General features: G+C 58.1%; 12 protein-coding genes. 6 read left to right on the forward strand and 6 right to left on the reverse strand.

Annotated features, from left to right (window positions below):
* Together HKN37_06280 and HKN37_06285 are read right to left on the reverse strand one after the other, a co-directional pair.
* Positions 1-1,670: VCBS repeat-containing protein (locus HKN37_06280; GenBank protein NNE46249.1), on the reverse strand; the 1,670-nt coding region annotated here is incomplete at its 3' end.
* A 120-nt stretch (positions 1,671-1,790) separates the two neighbouring features.
* Positions 1,791-2,417 carry a hypothetical protein gene (locus tag HKN37_06285; GenBank protein NNE46250.1) on the reverse strand — a complete coding sequence of 209 codons (627 nt, stop codon included), beginning with the start codon at positions 2,415-2,417 and terminating at the stop codon, positions 1,791-1,793.
* 368 nt (positions 2,418-2,785) lie between these two features.
* Between HKN37_06285 and HKN37_06290 the strand changes: the two genes are divergently transcribed.
* Both HKN37_06290 and HKN37_06295 read left to right on the forward strand, forming a co-directional pair.
* Complete coding sequence (locus HKN37_06290) at positions 2,786-4,516, forward strand: ATP-binding protein (GenBank protein ID NNE46251.1); 1,731 nt, start codon at positions 2,786-2,788, stop codon at positions 4,514-4,516.
* 190 nt (positions 4,517-4,706) lie between these two features.
* The gene (locus HKN37_06295) at positions 4,707-6,227 is read left to right on the forward strand and encodes a DEAD/DEAH box helicase (protein NNE46252.1); all 1,521 of its coding nucleotides are present in this window, start codon (positions 4,707-4,709) and stop codon (positions 6,225-6,227) included.
* 7 nt (positions 6,228-6,234) lie between these two features.
* Here HKN37_06295 and HKN37_06300 read toward each other — a convergent pair whose 3' ends face one another.
* Positions 6,235-7,476: a saccharopine dehydrogenase gene (locus HKN37_06300; protein NNE46253.1), complete on the reverse strand. Its 1,242-nt coding sequence runs from the start codon at positions 7,474-7,476 to the stop codon at positions 6,235-6,237.
* A gap of 152 nt (positions 7,477-7,628) precedes the next feature.
* On the opposite strand from HKN37_06300, the gene HKN37_06305 reads away from it, so the two are divergent.
* A complete protein-coding gene (locus tag HKN37_06305) occupies positions 7,629-9,527 on the forward strand; it encodes a T9SS type A sorting domain-containing protein (protein NNE46254.1) in 1,899 nt (632 codons plus the stop codon).
* Between the two features lie 202 nt (positions 9,528-9,729).
* Here HKN37_06305 and HKN37_06310 read toward each other — a convergent pair whose 3' ends face one another.
* Positions 9,730-10,935 (reverse strand): molybdopterin molybdotransferase MoeA, encoded by a 1,206-nt coding sequence (locus HKN37_06310; protein NNE46255.1) that lies wholly within the window; start codon positions 10,933-10,935, stop codon positions 9,730-9,732.
* 68 nt (positions 10,936-11,003) lie between these two features.
* On the opposite strand from HKN37_06310, the gene HKN37_06315 reads away from it, so the two are divergent.
* The 3 genes from HKN37_06315 to HKN37_06325 all read left to right on the forward strand — a co-directional run bounded on the left by HKN37_06315 (position 11,004) and on the right by HKN37_06325 (position 13,970).
* On the forward strand, positions 11,004-11,954 hold the full coding sequence (locus HKN37_06315; GenBank protein NNE46256.1) for a hypothetical protein: 951 nt from the start codon (positions 11,004-11,006) through the stop codon (positions 11,952-11,954).
* A gap of 5 nt (positions 11,955-11,959) precedes the next feature.
* Positions 11,960-12,889: a CDP-alcohol phosphatidyltransferase family protein gene (locus tag HKN37_06320; protein NNE46257.1), complete on the forward strand. Its 930-nt coding sequence runs from the start codon at positions 11,960-11,962 to the stop codon at positions 12,887-12,889.
* 286 nt (positions 12,890-13,175) lie between these two features.
* The gene (locus HKN37_06325) at positions 13,176-13,970 is read left to right on the forward strand and encodes a TerB family tellurite resistance protein (protein NNE46258.1); all 795 of its coding nucleotides are present in this window, start codon (positions 13,176-13,178) and stop codon (positions 13,968-13,970) included.
* A gap of 21 nt (positions 13,971-13,991) precedes the next feature.
* On the opposite strand, the gene HKN37_06330 is transcribed toward HKN37_06325, so the two are convergent.
* On the reverse strand, positions 13,992-14,501 hold the full coding sequence (locus tag HKN37_06330; protein ID NNE46259.1) for an FxsA family protein: 510 nt from the start codon (positions 14,499-14,501) through the stop codon (positions 13,992-13,994).
* 161 nt (positions 14,502-14,662) lie between these two features.
* A complete protein-coding gene (locus HKN37_06335; protein ID NNE46260.1) occupies positions 14,663-16,054 on the reverse strand; it encodes an FAD-dependent oxidoreductase in 1,392 nt (463 codons plus the stop codon).
* Positions 16,055-16,455: the final 401 nt, after the last annotated feature.

Here is a 16,455-nt window from a genome sequence, read left to right on the forward strand (position 1 = left end):
GCGTAACTGTGGTCAATGGCCTGAACGGTCCAGTAGTAGCGCCCGGGTTGAAGTCCAACGATCCTCCATGAATGATTGGATCCGGCGTTGCCTATAGCGACTATGAGGCGCTTACCACTATCGAGAGACAGCGGTGACATGATGTCCCTCCGACCTTGAAGGGACCCGACTCGCAGGTTGTATGTGAGACCGGCAGGCCGAGTGATCCCGGCGGGAGGTGCCAATAGTGAGTCGGCTGCGGGTTGCCATGACAAGACAACGCGGTCTTGCTCGACGGCGGCCGAAAGGCCGGTCACCGTTCTGGGAGGATAGTTCAGCGGATCGGGAAATTCATCGAGAGGGATGTCCGGCCTTCCCCTGTTGTTCACGTTATTCTTGAATAGCGTCGCTGCAATTGAGCCGTCACTTCGTTCTCCCGTGAGAAGTACATCCAGGTCGTCATCCCCATCCAGGTCAACAAACGACACTGATCCAAAGGCAAGGTTGGGCAGCGGTTCGCAAGAAAAACAGTCGTTCGCTGCCGGAAGCATCTCTCCACCTGCATTCGTGTAAAGCTGAGTGGACGCGATGCTATCCGAGAAGAACGGCATAAGACCTGTTGTCACGACATCCAGCTCGCCGTCGTTGTCGTGATCGGCAAAGCGGGCGTTGCCGAAAAATGTCGGCTCCGCAAGTTCATGCTGCAAGTCAACCAGCATACCCGCGTCATTCCGGAATATCCTGGTGGCGGCATCAGCCAGAAGGGGAGACCGGCGGGCACCGGCCACCAGAAGGTCCAGATCGCCATCGCTATCCACGTCGCCCCAATCAACAGAACTGAATGCGAGGTCCGGAAGACTTGAGATGGATTCTGTCAGCGTGCAGCGTCCGTCGTTGTCAAGGACCCCCGAGTAAAAGGCACCCGTTGATGTCATCCCCGTGAGAACGAGGTCCAGATCCATGTCGTTGTCGTAGTCGGCCCACGCTGCGTCCCCGTGCGCAACTCCGACAAGGTTCTGGCCGCGCGCGAGGAAGCGATCATCTCCTTCGTTTTCGTAGATCTCTGAGAAGTATGTCCCATCGTCGCGTATTCCCGTAAGAAGCAGATCTGGATCCCCATCGTTGTCGCAGTCGCCCCACGCAACGCTACCACCGTATGCGTGCGGAAGCTCCGTCTCGATGGGCCAGAGAAATCTGTCCGCCTGCTCGGGGCCGAGCGGAAGATTACGATAGAGTGCTGTGTGTGGCTGGTAAGGAGGCTCCAGGCTTGTCGAGCCCGTGACGACGATGTCCGGCCATCCATCGAGGTTGTCATCTCCCCAGTCGGCGTCAGCCAGCCAGACGGGCTCAAGAGTCTCACCGAACACAGGAATTACGGACCCCACTGCAAAAACGAAGGGCGCGGTCTCCGGATCGGTCAGCGTCGTGTCCGCGTGAAGCCGATTACGGCGAATGCGTGCGATGAGAAGCTCCTGACCCGACCTGGTGCGAGTTCTTCCGATTTCAGCCAGGTCGACAAGACGATCACGGTCGTAGTCTGCCCAAAAACTCCCGCCAAACGTGGATCCGTCTAGAAACCTCGCCTCCACGGCAAGGAGGGGCTGGGCGTGGCCGACCTCGATACCCAGTGGCCCAACGAGGAGTCCGGCCGCAAACCATGCCGTCGATACTGCCAACAAACGTCGCTTCATCTGGCCGGCCACGTACTGACAAAGACATGCCCGAGAAGATAGCGCGTCTCCAGCAACGAATCCGGAGAGGGAACGCGATTCGCCCGAAGTCCCAACCAGTGACAGCTAGGAATCCCGATCCTACGCTGCGCGCCGAATCTCGTCTGGCCGCGGGTCGGACTTCACGACAAGGTTGATCGGCTTCTTACCCAGCACATATCGACGGTGCCACATGATCGACTCAACATTCTCGATGTCGACACACGCCTCGATGACGTCGAAGAGCACAGTCGGTTCGAGAAATCTGAGTTGGAACGCCTGGCTAAGGGTCGAACTCAGAAGTTGACGGACTGCAGGTCGTGCGGGGTCGTACGATGCGAACGTCCACTTGACACCATAATCGAGCGGGTCGTTCTTCTCGCGAATCGGAAACACACCCAGGTTGAGCATCTTCTGCCGGCTGGAGTCCGAAAGATGCCTCCAGTTTCCGTCAATCAGGATCGCCGTCCCGAGCATCGAGACCATGGCCTCGTCGAAGTGATAAATGCGGGCCGCGGCTCTGAACAGCGGCCCGGCGTCAACACTCTGCACGTCGGCAAGGACACGCCACAGCGGCCGCTCATCCTGGTAGTCCCGCACATGGTACCACGCGGTACGGACGGCGTCGAGTGAAATACGCCCCGTCCGAAGTTCCTCGCGAACGACACGATCCTTTTCTATTGCGGCGACAAGAGGGACGCCACGCACAAGCCTGAGTCCGCTATTCACGGGCTTTGGATTCTTGCGGGAAAGGAGTCGTCGCACCAGACGTGTGGTGCGCGACAAGCGGGCTGGACGATGCATGGTTCTGGCGGTTCTGGCGGCGGGCGTCTTGTTTGGCGATAGGCACCCGTGGTTGTATCGACCGGGTATTGGGCGAGTTAACCCCGGGATTTCACCCACCATGTTCGCCGCCTGGGAAAATATGTCGACTTGGAGTCGGGCGTGACGAAGGGACAACCGGAACAGACAAGCGGACCCCAATGTCGGCAGCAGCCAGGAAATTGAGCCCGGATCTCGATATTATGCCTATTCGTCCAGTTTTTTCGGTTTAATGATGGTGGAGTAATCTGTCAGTACACCGGATCAACAGAATTATGAGTATTGAGGGACCTGAGTCGACCCGTGAGGAGCAGGTAGGCTACATTCAACGATCAGCTGAATCGACAAATGACCACAAAGCAGGGGCCGGACGCTTCTCGATCAATAGCGCGCTGGCATCCACTGATGAAGTGCATATGGAACACTCTCCTGATCGAACGATAGTCCTCGGAAAAGTGGGTGTGGACGAGGCGTCAGCTGACAACGCCGCCATCCAGGCCGACGTGGCCCACGATGCGTGGCTGGATTTTCGGCGAGACACGTATGTGGGAATCACCGATCCACATACGGATCTGGAGTTTCTCGGACGGGTCGTAGCGGGCCCTTTCCATTCCGCAGAGGACTCCACGTCTGCCGAATCGTATAACACGACGGGTAGAATCGAAGTGCTCGGACGAATCGAGGAAGGGGAACGTCTCGTTTCGACGCCCACGCGTCCGCGACCCGGCTCAGTGATCCACGCCTTTCCCGAATCGCGCCTGCGCAAATTCCTCGGCATAGGAGGCGACATTCTGATCGGCCACTTCGCGGGACACGATACATTGAGGGTCAGCGCCGACAGCACGAGCAAGAACTTCCTGCCGCGAAACGTCGGCATCTTCGGCACGGTCGGCTCCGGTAAATCAAATACGGCACAGGTGCTGATCGAAGAAGCGGTCCAGGCCGGCTGGGCGGTAGTTGTCGTGGATGTTGAAGGCGAATATGTGCGGATGGACGAGAGAAGTAATGATCCTCGCATGATTCGCATCCTCGCGGAAGAGTACCAGATGGAGCCGGACGGTATACGCGATTTCCACGTGTATCATCCGAGCTCGGGGCGCTCCGACGCCAAAAACCCTGTTGCGTTCAAGATTCCGATCTCGGCGCTTGATCCCGACATCGCGGCAGACATTCTGGAATTCAACGAAGCCGAGATGCGCGTATTCGGGATGGTGACAACCCAGGCTGCTCTCTATGCTGAGCCCGACGACGAGTCGGGCGAGTCGGCCAGACCGTACACCCTGCAAAACCTGATTGACGGCCTCATGGAGGTCCCCGGCATCGGCGGGAATACGGTGCGTCTGCTGCCGCTATCGAACGCAGAGGACGTCGCAACGGCCAGCGTCGTACGCTCGAAGCTATCGCATCTGGGTGGCTCAGAGATGATGGACTGGAATCACACCGTCGGCGTTGACGAACTACCCATACAGGATCTGCTCGTAGGTGGGAGACTGTCCGTCCTGGACGTGTCCGAGACCGACGACCGCAGCCGCAACCTCGCGATCGCGTACGTCCTTCAAACTCTGTTTGATATGGTAATCGAAACTCCCCGGGGCGAGGAGATGCCGTCGGGTCAGATTCGACCCCCCGTGCTCGTAGTCATCGAGGAGGTGCACACCTTCGTTTCGCGTGCTGCCGCTTCGAAGATGCGAGCACTTCTTGACAATCTACAGGTCATCAGTCGACGTGGAAGAAAACGGTGGATGGCGCTTGCACTCGTTTCCCAGCAGCCAAATCACGTCCCGGACGAAATGTTCGAACTCGCAAATACGCGGTTCATACATCAGATCAAGTCAAAGACAAATCTTGATCCGGTCAAGGAGACGACAGGGGGAGTGGACGAGAAGCTCTGGTCCAGTATTCCGTCCATGGAACCCGGGCGGTGTCTCTTCGCTGGATCTGTCTTCAAGAACCCTCTGTTCGTGGATGTTCGACCGGCGCGATCTCGCCGTATGCTGGTCGCCTAGGCTCGGCTGATCGGTTGCCACGTCGCACGAGACAAGGATAGTCCGAACGTTCGGTCGCCCAGTGCGTTACCTTCCGTTAACATTGCCGAGGTGGGCGTATTCGGTGCCCATATCGCCCGGATTGCGCGGCCGGATCATCCCCGTCGCTTTAGAACCGGACACCCTTTATCTAACATTCTCCTGATCCCGCATGGCGGACAAACCCTCCCAGCCTAACAAGTACGTTAGAGTCATCGACATTTCGGCGAGAGCCGTCGCGGCCGAGCGCGCACGAAGTGCCAAGGAAGCCCTTGAGCAATCCGACGGCGGACTCCCGCCTCTCACGCTCGACCAGTTGCCCCGATCGGTGCAAGCGGCAACGGAACGAGCAGGATGGGCCAGCCTTACACCGGTTCAGGAGGGTGCGATTCCGTACCTCCTTGAGCGCCGGGATCTGATCGTTCAGTCGCGAACGGGCTCTGGAAAGACCGGTGCCTTTCTCCTGCCGCTGTCGGAACTTCTCGATCCGTCCATCCCGGAAGTGCAGGCATTGATTCTGACTCCGACCAGGGAGCTCGCGCGTCAGGTCCTGGAGGAGTTCGATCGCGTGCAGCCCCGTGACGGCGGACAGCTGCGTGCCGCGCTCGTGTACGGTGGCGTCAAGTACGCGCCGCAGATAAGCGCACTTAAAGATGGAGCGCAGCTCGTGGTCGGAACGCCCGGGCGTGTGATCGACCTGCTCGAACAGCGGCACATGTCGCTGGCGAACCTTCGCATTTTCGTCCTCGACGAGGCGGACGAGATGTTATCAATGGGCTTCTATCCCGCGATGCAGGTGATGCAGCGATATCTGCCTCCCGTTCGCAACTCGTATATGTTCAGTGCGACAATTCCCATCCGGGTTCAGAATCTGGCTGAAGAATTTCTTTCAGATCCTGGCTTCCTCGGTCTCTCTGCGGGCGACGAGTCTGTCGCCACAAGCCAGCATCGCTATTACATCGTCGACCCGATGGCGAAGAACAGATCGCTCATCGCTTTGATCGAAATGGAGAACCCGGAGTCGGCGATCATCTTCGCGAACACGAAGCGCGATGTAGAATACCTCAGCGCGTTCTTGCAGAACTACGGACATGATGCCGACGGAATATCGGGCGACTTGACGCAGTCCGCACGGGAAGCCGTAATGCAGCGAGTGAAGGAGGGGTCACTTCGATTTCTGGTTGCAACAGATGTCGCCGCACGTGGAATTGACGTCTCGGATCTCAGTCACGTCTTCATGTATGACGTTCCCGAGAATCACGAATACTACATCCATCGCTCCGGTCGAACCGCGCGCGCCGGTCGAACAGGTACCGTGATTGTGCTCGCGACCCTGCTCGAGCATAGCGGACTGCAGTCGATCGCCAAGCGATACGGGATCGAACTCGAAAAGAGGGAAATACCGACTGAGGAAGAGGTCGGCGAGTGCGTCTCTGAGAGGATGACTATCTTGCTTGAAGATGCGTTCCGGGGCAGGACCCGGATGGAGAAGGAGCGGATGAAGCGGTTCATTCCAATGACCCGTCAGTTGGCCGAGGAGGAGCCCGAGTTGCTCGCAATGCTCGTGGATCGACTGTATCACGAACAGCTGCATAGACCCGACGACATGTCTGGCAACGATCCGCCCCCCAGGCGCGCTGAGCCACAGCGGAAGCCACCGAGGAATAAGGGCCGGCGGGATTCCCGAAACTAATACTGTCCTAGTTTCGAATCTCGAATCGTAATCCTGCTTCCTGCAGTCGTGCGAGTAGGGAGGGTCCCATGGCAGCGGCAGGCGTCAAGACCCCACCCGCACACGAGAGGTCGTCCTGCGCCAGGCAAAGGGCCGACTCGGCCAGCATCTTCGCCGTCTCCGAATAACCGGGATCAGTGTCAGCGCGAATGCGACTGCTGATCACCAGATGTTCTCCCATTTCATCTTCAGTCCGACCGGTCAGACGCATCTCGAAATTGCCCGCCGCCCGCCGAGTCGCGCTCGGACCTTCACCTGGTTTCGGCAGGACGGTTTTCTTTAACAGTGACCTGACCAACCTGAGTCGGACGGTCAACTGCAGCAAGGCGAAGAAGGTGGATGCACCCCATGCCTTCATCATGCCCGTCCGTCCTGAGCCGTAACACACCGACTCGGAATAGAGAAACTCTCGACCCCAGACATCGTCAAGCAGCGCGTTCGTTCTACGGACTACCCGCGTATTGATTCGACCCATAAGGAACGGTGCCGTCCAGCAATTCGCCAGGGTGTTGAAGCGGACTCCTGTTGCATCCGGTGCCTCCGGTCCATATCGCAGCTCGGATGGATTCAATGCGTACGGGTCGTGCGCGAGATCCCGAATATCCGAATCGCGGATGGCTGACTCGACAAAGTTAAGCATGCTGGATACCGTGCCGCCGCTTACGCCGCCTTTGACCGACAACAGGCAGAGAATGATCTCCTTGCAGAACAGGCCCGTGCGCCTATGCATCTCATCCTGCAACATCATGACACCCAGATCGGATGGGACGGAATCAAAGCCGCAAGAATGAACGATCATTGCTCCGGACGCGAGCGCACTCTGATGGTGAGCGTCAATCATGTCTCGGATGAATGGCACCTCTCCGGTCAAATCGCAATAGTGCGTGCCTGCTGAAGCGCAGGCCGCCACGAGGGGACGTCCGTACAGGTCGTATGGCCCAACGGTTGTACAGACGACGCGTGATCTCGCCGCAAGAGCGTTCACAAACTGACGGTCCAGGCCGTCGCCTACGAGGAGAGGGAGTCCGAGAGCCTCCGGATCAATGCGGGCCAGTGCATCCCGAACCTCTTCGATTCGGGCTCGGCTCCGTCCGCCCAGAGCGATCTGCAACGTCCGCGTACTCCCTTTTCGCACCAGGTACTCGGCAACGAGGCGGCCCGTGAACCCCGATGCGCCCCACAGCACTATGTCGAATTCGCGTCCGTTCATGTATTCGCTCGGACATGACAATAAGAGCTGTCCGGTGCCCCCAATGTAGGAAAATACCCGTCGCGGATACTCAAGGTCACCTCCTACCCGCGGTGTCAGTTCGTCCGTAATAATGTGCCGCATCGACTCACGTTCAATAACCCCCGCCCGCCATGAAAGCCATCCTGCTGATCCCGCTGGCGATCGTCATAGGACTGTCTCTGACGCTATCCGGAGATCTTCCAACGCAGACTTCGACCCTGTTTGCGGGATCAGGAAGATGTGAGTCCTGTCATTCGGCATCCTCCGACCTCACAGGAGCAATGCGCGACACCGAGGGTTCTGATATCTCACCGATCTCGCTATGGCGCTCGACGGTCATGGCCAACGCGGCTAAAGACCCGATCTGGCAGGCGAAAGTCGAAGCGGAAGTATCCGTATTTCCGACGCTGCAATCGATAATAGAAGACAAGTGCACTACGTGCCACATGCCGATGGCGAGAACCGAAGCGATTTTCTCGGGGGCCCAGTCGTACGCGATGGCCGACGGCCTCACCGACCCTCTCGCAATGGACGGTGTAAGCTGCACGGTTTGTCACCAGATTCAGTCCGGTAACCTGGGTCTGCCCGCAAGTTTCAGCGGTGGCTTCGCCATCGATGACAGACGGGAAATCTACGGTCCGTACGACGACGTCCAGTCAGCCGTGATGGAAGCCTCCGTCAATTACTCGGCAGTTCAGGGATTGCACCTGACCCAGTCCGCACTCTGCGCCTCGTGTCACACGCTGTTCACGCCGACCATCGACAATAGCGGACAGCCTGCAGGTGAGATTGCGGAACAGACAACGTATCTCGAGTGGCGTAACAGTTCGTACCCGGACAACAACGTGCAGTGTCAGACCTGCCACATGCCGGAGGTAGAAGTACCGACTGCAATTTCGACCGTACCTGGTATGCTGCCGGCCCGGAGTCCATTTTCGCGTCACTATTTCGTGGGTGGAAATCGCACGCTCCTGGAGATACTCAAGGAGAACGGGGACGAGATCGGCGTGACTGCCGACACCGTGTTGGTTGACAGCACGCTGGCCAGGACGGTCAGTCAGCTCCGAAACCGTACCGCCGAACTGAAGGCAACGTATTCGTGGCCGAACCCGGATACCCTTGAGGTGACGCTAGACGTCACAAACAAAACAGGTCACAAGTTTCCGACCGGATTTCCAAGCCGCAGGGCGTGGCTTGACGTTCTCCTGACTGATGGATCTGGCACGCCTGTTTTTCAGTCAGGTCGGTGGAATCAGCAGACCGCGGAGATTGAGCATTTGGACGATCCGTTCGAACCGCACTACGATGTCGTTTCGGCCGAAGAACAGATCGTGGTTTACCAGTCCCTGATGGGCGACGTTGACGGGCAGTTGACGTGGACACTTCTCAGAGGCGCAGACTATCTGAAAGACAACAGAATTCCGCCGGCCGGGTTTGTCGTCGGAGGCGCGTTTTATGATAGCACCTCCATCGTTGGGGAGGCCGCCGCGGATCCCAATTTTAATCACGCGGCTGGTATCGAAGGCAGTGGCAGCGACAGAGTCGTGTTTCGAATCGGTGGCGTAAATCAGATGTCAACGTATTCATTATCCGCGCGACTGCTCTATCAGTCGCTTTCGAGATCGTTCGTAGATGATCTGTACCAGTACTCCGGCCCGCAGGTTGATCGGTTCAAGAGCTACTTCGATGAGACGGGCGGAGCTCCGGTCACTGTAGACTCACTGATGGTGGCCATAACCTCAACCTCAGTTGACCCAACTAAACGGCTACATCCGAGACTCGAGGTTGGTATCTATCCGAATCCGGTCTCGGATCGCGTAACGTTCGCGGTATCGGGAGCGGACGAGCCTGTCGAAGTCGTGGTCTTCAACCTGCTTGGACGGGAGGTTGCAAGGCTCGTCGGTACTCGTGATCCTGACAAAACGGTGAACATTGAGTGGGATGTACCGTCCTTGCCAGATGGCGTATACCTCTTTCTTGCCTCGTCCGGAACGTCGACGCACAGCGGCAAGATTGTGCTGCTGCGCTAGTAATGGGATGCATCTACAGAACGGTCCTCCGGTAGCGTCAGGGCCATAGAGAGGTGGTTGCACGCGGTACTCGGCATCCGTGAGAACCACAGGTTGGCGCGCATAGTGGAGTATCAACACGCGCGAGGTCGAGTCGGCAGGATCACGGTGATCGTCGCCACCATAAGCCGTAACGGATGCAATTCGGAGTCAGGACGCCACGTCACCACGTCAACGGTTCCACCTCGACGCTGACTCCCGGCTCAGGGTTCTCCATTTCCTCGGGTAGATGTATGATGCAGTCGGCGTGGGCAATCGACGAATAGATACCGGATCCCTGGGGGCCCGTTGGCACGACGAGGAGCGCGTTGTCGTCAGAATAACGCAAGTAGCCCCGGGCAAAATACTGTAAGCCGCGCACCTTCGTCATCGATTCGGCGAGTGTTGCGATTCGCCTGGGCCGCTCGACGGTGCTACGTCCCAGCATCCGGGCTATCGTCGTGCGAACGTATCGATCGAAACAGATCGAGGAAGAAACAGGATTGCCGGGTAAGCCAAATACAAGGGTCTCGCCGCGAACTCCAAACACGAGCGGCTTTCCTGGACGCTGTTTCACCTTCCAGAACAGGAGCCGCACGCCCAGGTTGTCGAGCACGTCCTTCACATGGTCATACGCGCCCACGGATACTCCGCCGGACAGAATGACGAGATCGTCCTCCAGGCTTGCAGTGAGGCACTCGTTCAATGACGAAGGGTTGTCGCGTGCGGTAAGTTCTCTCGCGACTCTGCCACCGGCCGACACGACCTGCGCAACCAGCGCGGGACCATTGGAGTTTCGAATCTGACCGCGCTCCGGTTGCCGGTCATGACGTACGAGTTCGTCTCCCGTGGCGATGATCGAGCACGCAGGCCTAACGCTCACGGGGACATCGCTACACCCGACAGCTGCCAGCATTCCGACGACCGGGGGCGTCACGATCTCCCCTCCACTGAAGATCATGTGCCCGGCGGCAACATCCTCGCCAGCGATGCGAATCGCGTGACCGACAGAAGGGGAACGCAGAAACCGCACGGGATCGTCACCCTCAGTCCACTCGACCGGCACCACGGCATCAGCGCCGCTGGGAATTGGCGCGCCAGTCAGTATTCGCGCGCACGTTCCACCCAGAAGCGAATCCCGGGGAAAGCCGCCAGCGCGAATCTCCTGAGAGACGGACAGTTCAACAGGCACTGTGTCTACTTCGCTGGCTCGAACAGCGAAACCGTCCATCGCCGAGTTATCAAACGGCGGGATGTCGCGCTCACTCAGAATCGAACTGGACAGCGTGCGTCCGTATGAGGAGTCGAGCGAAACAAACTCGGCAGACATGGTGCGCACGTGAGCCGCGATAATGGATTCGGCCTCGTCAACAGAGATGAACTCTTTCATGCAGTTCGGCAAGAAGTAGAAGGAATCTTTGCGAGCGAAAACTAGTCGAAGAGCGTTTCAATTGCTGTCTGGATCCGCCAATCAACCTTTGCTTTCTCGGACATATCACACGTGATCTGATCCGGCACGAGCTGTTACAGCCGTTTGCCCAACCGGGCGGGAATGCCTGGTATGGTGCGCAGGCGGCCACGCGCCTGGGCGCAAACGTGCGGGTCATCACGAGGATGGCACCTGATGATGTCCCGTCACTTACAAGGGAACTGGTGGCGCTGGGTGTGGAGGTCGAGGTCCTGTCCTCCTCGGCGACAACCACATTCGTGAATGAATATTGGAGCGGGAACCCGGATGGCAGACGACAGCGCCTGCTGTCCACGGCGACGGCGTTCGAATCGAGTGACGTTCCGGGCGACGCAGCGGTATATGTATTTGGCCCCTTGACCCTCGTTGACATGGAAGTGGAGTGCCTGGCAGCTGCCCCCAAAGACGCGCTCACAGCACTGGATATACAGGGACTTATACGCAGTAGCGACATTGGACCGGTTACGCATGTTCGAAATCCGGCGCTAGCGGACTACGTTCGACTCTCTACGATTGTGAAGGCGAGCAGAGAAGAGGCGCTGTCGGCTTCGAGAGCGACGTCGGTGCTTGAGGCGTTGGACTGGTTCAGGAACAAGGGTGCGCGTGAGGTGCTCTTGACGATGGGTCGCGACGGCTCCCTGGTCGCAACGCGAGATGGCGTTTACGACATTCCGGCCTATCGAGTATCAGACGAAATTGACACAACGGGCTGCGGTGATACCTATCTTGCCGCCTACGTGTTAAAACGCGTGGAGGGACTATGCCCGGAAGAAGCCGGGCATTTTGCTTCGGCCGTGGCGGGCTTCGTTGCTTGCGCTCACGGCGTACCGTCCATAACGGCCGGTAAAGCCACAAAACTTGTTTCTGGTGCGCGGGCGACGGACATTAGGCCTCGACTCCGACGATCTCACCCCGGCTCCAACCCAGAACACTCATCCTGAACCATATGGCGTCTTCTGTTCAGGTCAAAAGGACCCGGGAGATCGAAGGCCTTTCGAACCTCTACTTCATACACCCGATCAGCAGGGTGTTTGTCGGTTGGTTTGCACGCCTGGGCGTGACTCCGAATGTGGTTTCGATGTTCGGTATGGGGTTTGGTGTGCTCGCTGCCTGGGCGTACTTCCATTATGAACAATGGGAGTTGAGCGTTGCCGGCTTCGCATGCATGATCATGTGGCATATCATGGACGGTGCGGACGGGCAGCTGGCTCGCCTGACGGGACAGACAAGCGAGTTCGGCCGCGTCATGGACGGGGTCTGTGATCACCTGACCATCGTGCTCGTGTACGCCAGCCTGGCATTCGCGACGGCCCTTGAGCACGGAACCTGGGTTATCGCAGTGGTTGTCGCCGCTGGCATCAGCCATCTTGCGCAGTCAAGTGCGTACGAGTTTCAACGACAGATGTATGACCATTGGGTCTACGGAAAGGAAAGCGCCAGCTTCGTCAACGTCGAAGACCAGCAGGCGGAGATGGCCCGAAGGACCGGCATCTCGAAAGTCTTCGCCTGGATCTACTACGTGTATCTCAATATCCAGTATCGTTTTTCGTCCTACGACGGAGAACTTCTGACGCGGCTCGGTCAAACCAAGGACACCGGAGAGCCTGATTTCAGTCGAGCCAGAGATCTGTATCGCTCGGTGAACATCTCGACCATGCGTCATTGGTCGCTGATGAGCAATAATCCCAGGACGATTGCGATCTTCGCCGCGTGCATTGTGCAGCAGCCGCTGCTATACTTCATCCTGGAAATCACGCTGCTGAATCTCTTGTTCGCCTGGCTGCTGCACACGCAGAGAGAGCGGTATTCCGTTCTTAAGGCACGACTTGCTGAAATGAGCGGCGTCGAATCTGAGTTGGTCGCGGGCTCGACGTAGTGTGTTTTGGTGTCCTGCGGCATCCCTCGCCGACGTGCTTTGTCACGCTTCTGGCAAGTCGTTCAGCGGTATTTCTACGGCCTGCCGGCCACGAATCGTGGCCCCCTGTCGCGCAATCCGTCGCAACTGCTCAATTACGACCGGAATGCACCCGCGTCGTGATGCGACACACCTCAACATCCGCGGAGGGTCATCTTGGAAGTATGGTAGTCTCTCCGGCAATTGTGTAAGTTTGGCAGGTATACGGCCCGCCGCCGACCGACCCACCTCACTTCTATTCATGCTCATGCTAGATCCCAGAGAAAGCTGGAGCCGAGTCCACGATCTCGCGCTTGTGTACCTCGCTCTGGCGTATGGAACTGACTCGCAATTATCCGCCAGCGAGATGGACACGATTGTTCAGCTCCTTCATGGCTGGCGATCTGATCTTGAATTGGACGACGTACGGGAGTTGGCGATGGAGTCCCTCGCGATATTCCTCGATCCCGACGCCTCCGACGAGGTCGTGGTCGCTATCGATCGCCTTCATGATTCACTAGAACCGGACGAACGCCGACGTGCGCTGGAGGATGTGGTGCGCATCGCTCGAGCGGATGGCGTGCTTCTCGGCCGCGAACGGACGTTCATCTCTCACCTTGCGGGCGCCTGGGGACTGAAGGCTCAGGCCAGCGACGCGCTGCAGCAAGCCTCTGATGAGGAGGAAGATGAAGACTGGACTCTGCTTCACGACCTGGGCCTCGTGTACATCGTCCTTGCGCACAGTACCGATAGCCAACTGAGTGACGCGGAGATCGCGGCAATGTTGGAACGAATGAGCCAGTGGCAGCCCGATCTGGCCGAGGCCGAGATCCGTGACATCCTGCGCGATTCACTCGCCGCGTACGCCAAAGGCCCTGGCGAGGAAGAGTTGACCCGGTCCGTTTCGGCCCTCAAGAACAAGTTGCCCTTCCTTCAGCGCCTCGCTGTACTCGATGACCTGACGTACATCGCCGAAGCAGATGGCAGCTTCAACGAATTCGAACGTGAGATGATCACGTCTCTTTCGAAGGCTTTCAACGTCGCCGTACGTGTCGACGACTAGGAGTCGCAGAAGCAGTTCACGTTAATTCTGCACGGATCCACCCGTTCTGCTGTGACGAGGTTTTGGAGCCGCCTGCCCGCTCCAACCGTCGTCATTCGCCGGGTCTTCCTGCTCCGGAGTCGATTGGGTACTGGCTCCAAACAAAGAAGACCAGGCGGTATCTGAACTTGTTCGTCTGAGTCTGGCCCCGATCCTTCGCCTGAGCCAGTGGCGGGTGGGGGGTATGAGACCAAGAAAGCCGACCAGATCGGTAATCACACCCGGTGTCAGCAGAAGGACGGCGGATATGAGGATGATGACGCCGTCAAAGATCTCGTCACTCGGCAGCCGACCGGACGACAGACTCTTGTTGAAGCGTAGCCACGTGGCCAGGCCCTGACGACGAGCCAACGAGCCTCCCATTACGCCCGTGAGAACGACGATCAAGATCGTTGGCCAGAATCCGAGGATACTACCAAGCCGCACCAGCAAAGCCATCTCTACGATCGGTGTGGCTACAAATAGAAGAATAATCCAGAGGTTCGTCCGCACTGAGATCACGAGATACTGCTGTACTGCAACAAGATATGGCCTTAGGTTAAGGTGTTGCCATAAGCGTGGAGGCTCTGGCCCCGGCCATGGCAAGATGGGGATCATTGAATTCGGGGAAGCGAACGAAGTTCGGCACGACACCAGGTCGCAACCGACCGGCTCTATCGCAGGACCCGCTCGACCATCTCGCTCACGTTCGTGAGCTTCACGCGAGGTCGGCCCTGGCTCTCGCCATTCTCGCGCTCCACTGCGTCCAGTGCTCTCCAATCTTCAAAGGTGAAGTGATCGGGCTGACGCTCTTTGATGAGGCGTAGAACCGCCTCGCCATCCGCCTGGTCTGGTGCCAGATAATTGCCCGCGTCAATGTCGGCCACCATCCGTTCGACGGTGTCGGCGGCGCAGGCCTTGTTCGTTCCAATCACTCCTGTCGCTCCGCGCTTGATCCAGCCGGCAGCGTAAAGCCCTCGGACGTGTACACCATCTTCGTCCACAATCCGACCATTCTCATTCGCAATCACACCCCAGTCGTCGTTGAATGGCACGCCCGGAACAGGAACGCCGCGATAGCCGACCGACTTGAATGCAAGTCCCACATCCAGCATCTCGGTCTCGTCCGTCGGTCTTGCGCCTAATCGATCGCCCTTGCCCTCGACCAGCGTGTTTCGAACGAGTTCTACGCCGGCAAGACCACCATCTGCCCCTGCGACGAACATCGTGGGAGAGACGAGAAAGCGAACAAACAGCTTCTTCGGTTTATCGTCACCGGAGTCTACCATGCCCTGCATGATCTCGAGTTTCTTCTGCGTCAGACGATCCGGATTGGCCTCAAGACGAGCCTGTGAAAGCGGATCTAGATCGAGGTCTCGCGCATCAATGTGTGTTGATGCACCGGCCATCTCGCCCAATTCCTTGATCTCGGGATTCGTAAATGCTGCCTGAGCTGGACCCCGTCGTCCGAGCATGTACACACGTTTCACGCCGCTGTTGGCCAGCGCATCCAGGGCATAGTCGGCAATATCAGTGGTCGCGAGCTCCTCCCTGGTTCTACACAGGATGCGGGCGACGTCCACTGCAACGTTGCCGACCCCAATTACCGCGACGGCCTCTTGACTGAGATCAAATTTCAAATCGGCAAAATCCGGATGGCCATTGTACCAGGCGACAAACTCGGTTGCAGGATGGCATCCCGGAAGATCTTCGCCCTCAATACCAAGTCTCCGGTCGATTTGAGCCCCGGTAGTGAACAAAATCATATGATAGAATTGCCGGAGTTCGTCGACCGTGACGTGCGTTCCCACCTCAACGTTGCCGAAGTAGCGAAACCCTGGTCGATCAGCAGTGGCCTCAAACTTTCTCGTCACATTTCGAATCTTTTCGTGGTCCGGCGCCACCCCGGCTCGCACGAGGCCGTGCGGCGTGGGGAGACGATCGTACAGGTCAACGGCCACGGGAATGGCCTCCTGCTTGAGCAGGTGTTCAGATGCATAGAATCCGGCTGGTCCTGCGCCGACAATCGCAATGCGCAATGGGTGCTCGCTCGTGGGGCTGGTCAAGGTCTTCTACTTTTACTTCTGGTGATGATAGTTTCTGCCCCGCGAATCTAGATTCCGCGGACAGATTCGGCAAGTCGCGTATTGTTGTCAAGGTCAGGAAGCGCGACCAGCGTGGCTGACGGGAACGGCACCAGCAACATCTTCAGCTTTTCCCGGTACATACCTGTAGTTGTTCCCCGTACACCGACGTCTATCCCACCTGATTCGTGCGCGCGACAACCGCTTTCCTACTTCCCGTTTTGCTTCTTCCGATCCTCCCGCTGAGGGCCCCGATCGAAAGGACTACCTACCCGACGGACTATTTTCGGTCCCCGCTGGGCATTCCCCTTGTGCTGTCCGGAAACTACGCGGAGATGCGTGACGGGCACTTCCACGGAGGCCTGGACATCAAGACCCGGGAT

It is taken from the genome of Rhodothermales bacterium, from assembly GCA_013002345.1.
Classification (GTDB): Bacteria; Bacteroidota; Rhodothermia; order Rhodothermales; family JABDKH01; genus JABDKH01.

Coding starts and splice junctions, on each gene's coding strand:
- HKN37_06295 (NNE46252.1), top strand. CDS start 4,707: ATGGCGGACAAACCCTCCCAGCCTAACAAGTACGTTAGAGTCATCGAC.
- HKN37_06325 (NNE46258.1), top strand. CDS start 13,176: ATGCTAGATCCCAGAGAAAGCTGGAGCCGAGTCCACGATCTCGCGCTT.
- HKN37_06290 (NNE46251.1), top strand. CDS start 2,786: ATGAGTATTGAGGGACCTGAGTCGACCCGTGAGGAGCAGGTAGGCTAC.
- HKN37_06305 (NNE46254.1), top strand. CDS start 7,629: ATGAAAGCCATCCTGCTGATCCCGCTGGCGATCGTCATAGGACTGTCT.
- HKN37_06320 (NNE46257.1), top strand. CDS start 11,960: ATGGCGTCTTCTGTTCAGGTCAAAAGGACCCGGGAGATCGAAGGCCTT.
- HKN37_06310 (NNE46255.1), bottom strand. CDS start 10,935: ATGAAAGAGTTCATCTCTGTTGACGAGGCCGAATCCATTATCGCGGCT.
- HKN37_06300 (NNE46253.1), bottom strand. CDS start 7,476: ATGAACGGACGCGAATTCGACATAGTGCTGTGGGGCGCATCGGGGTTC.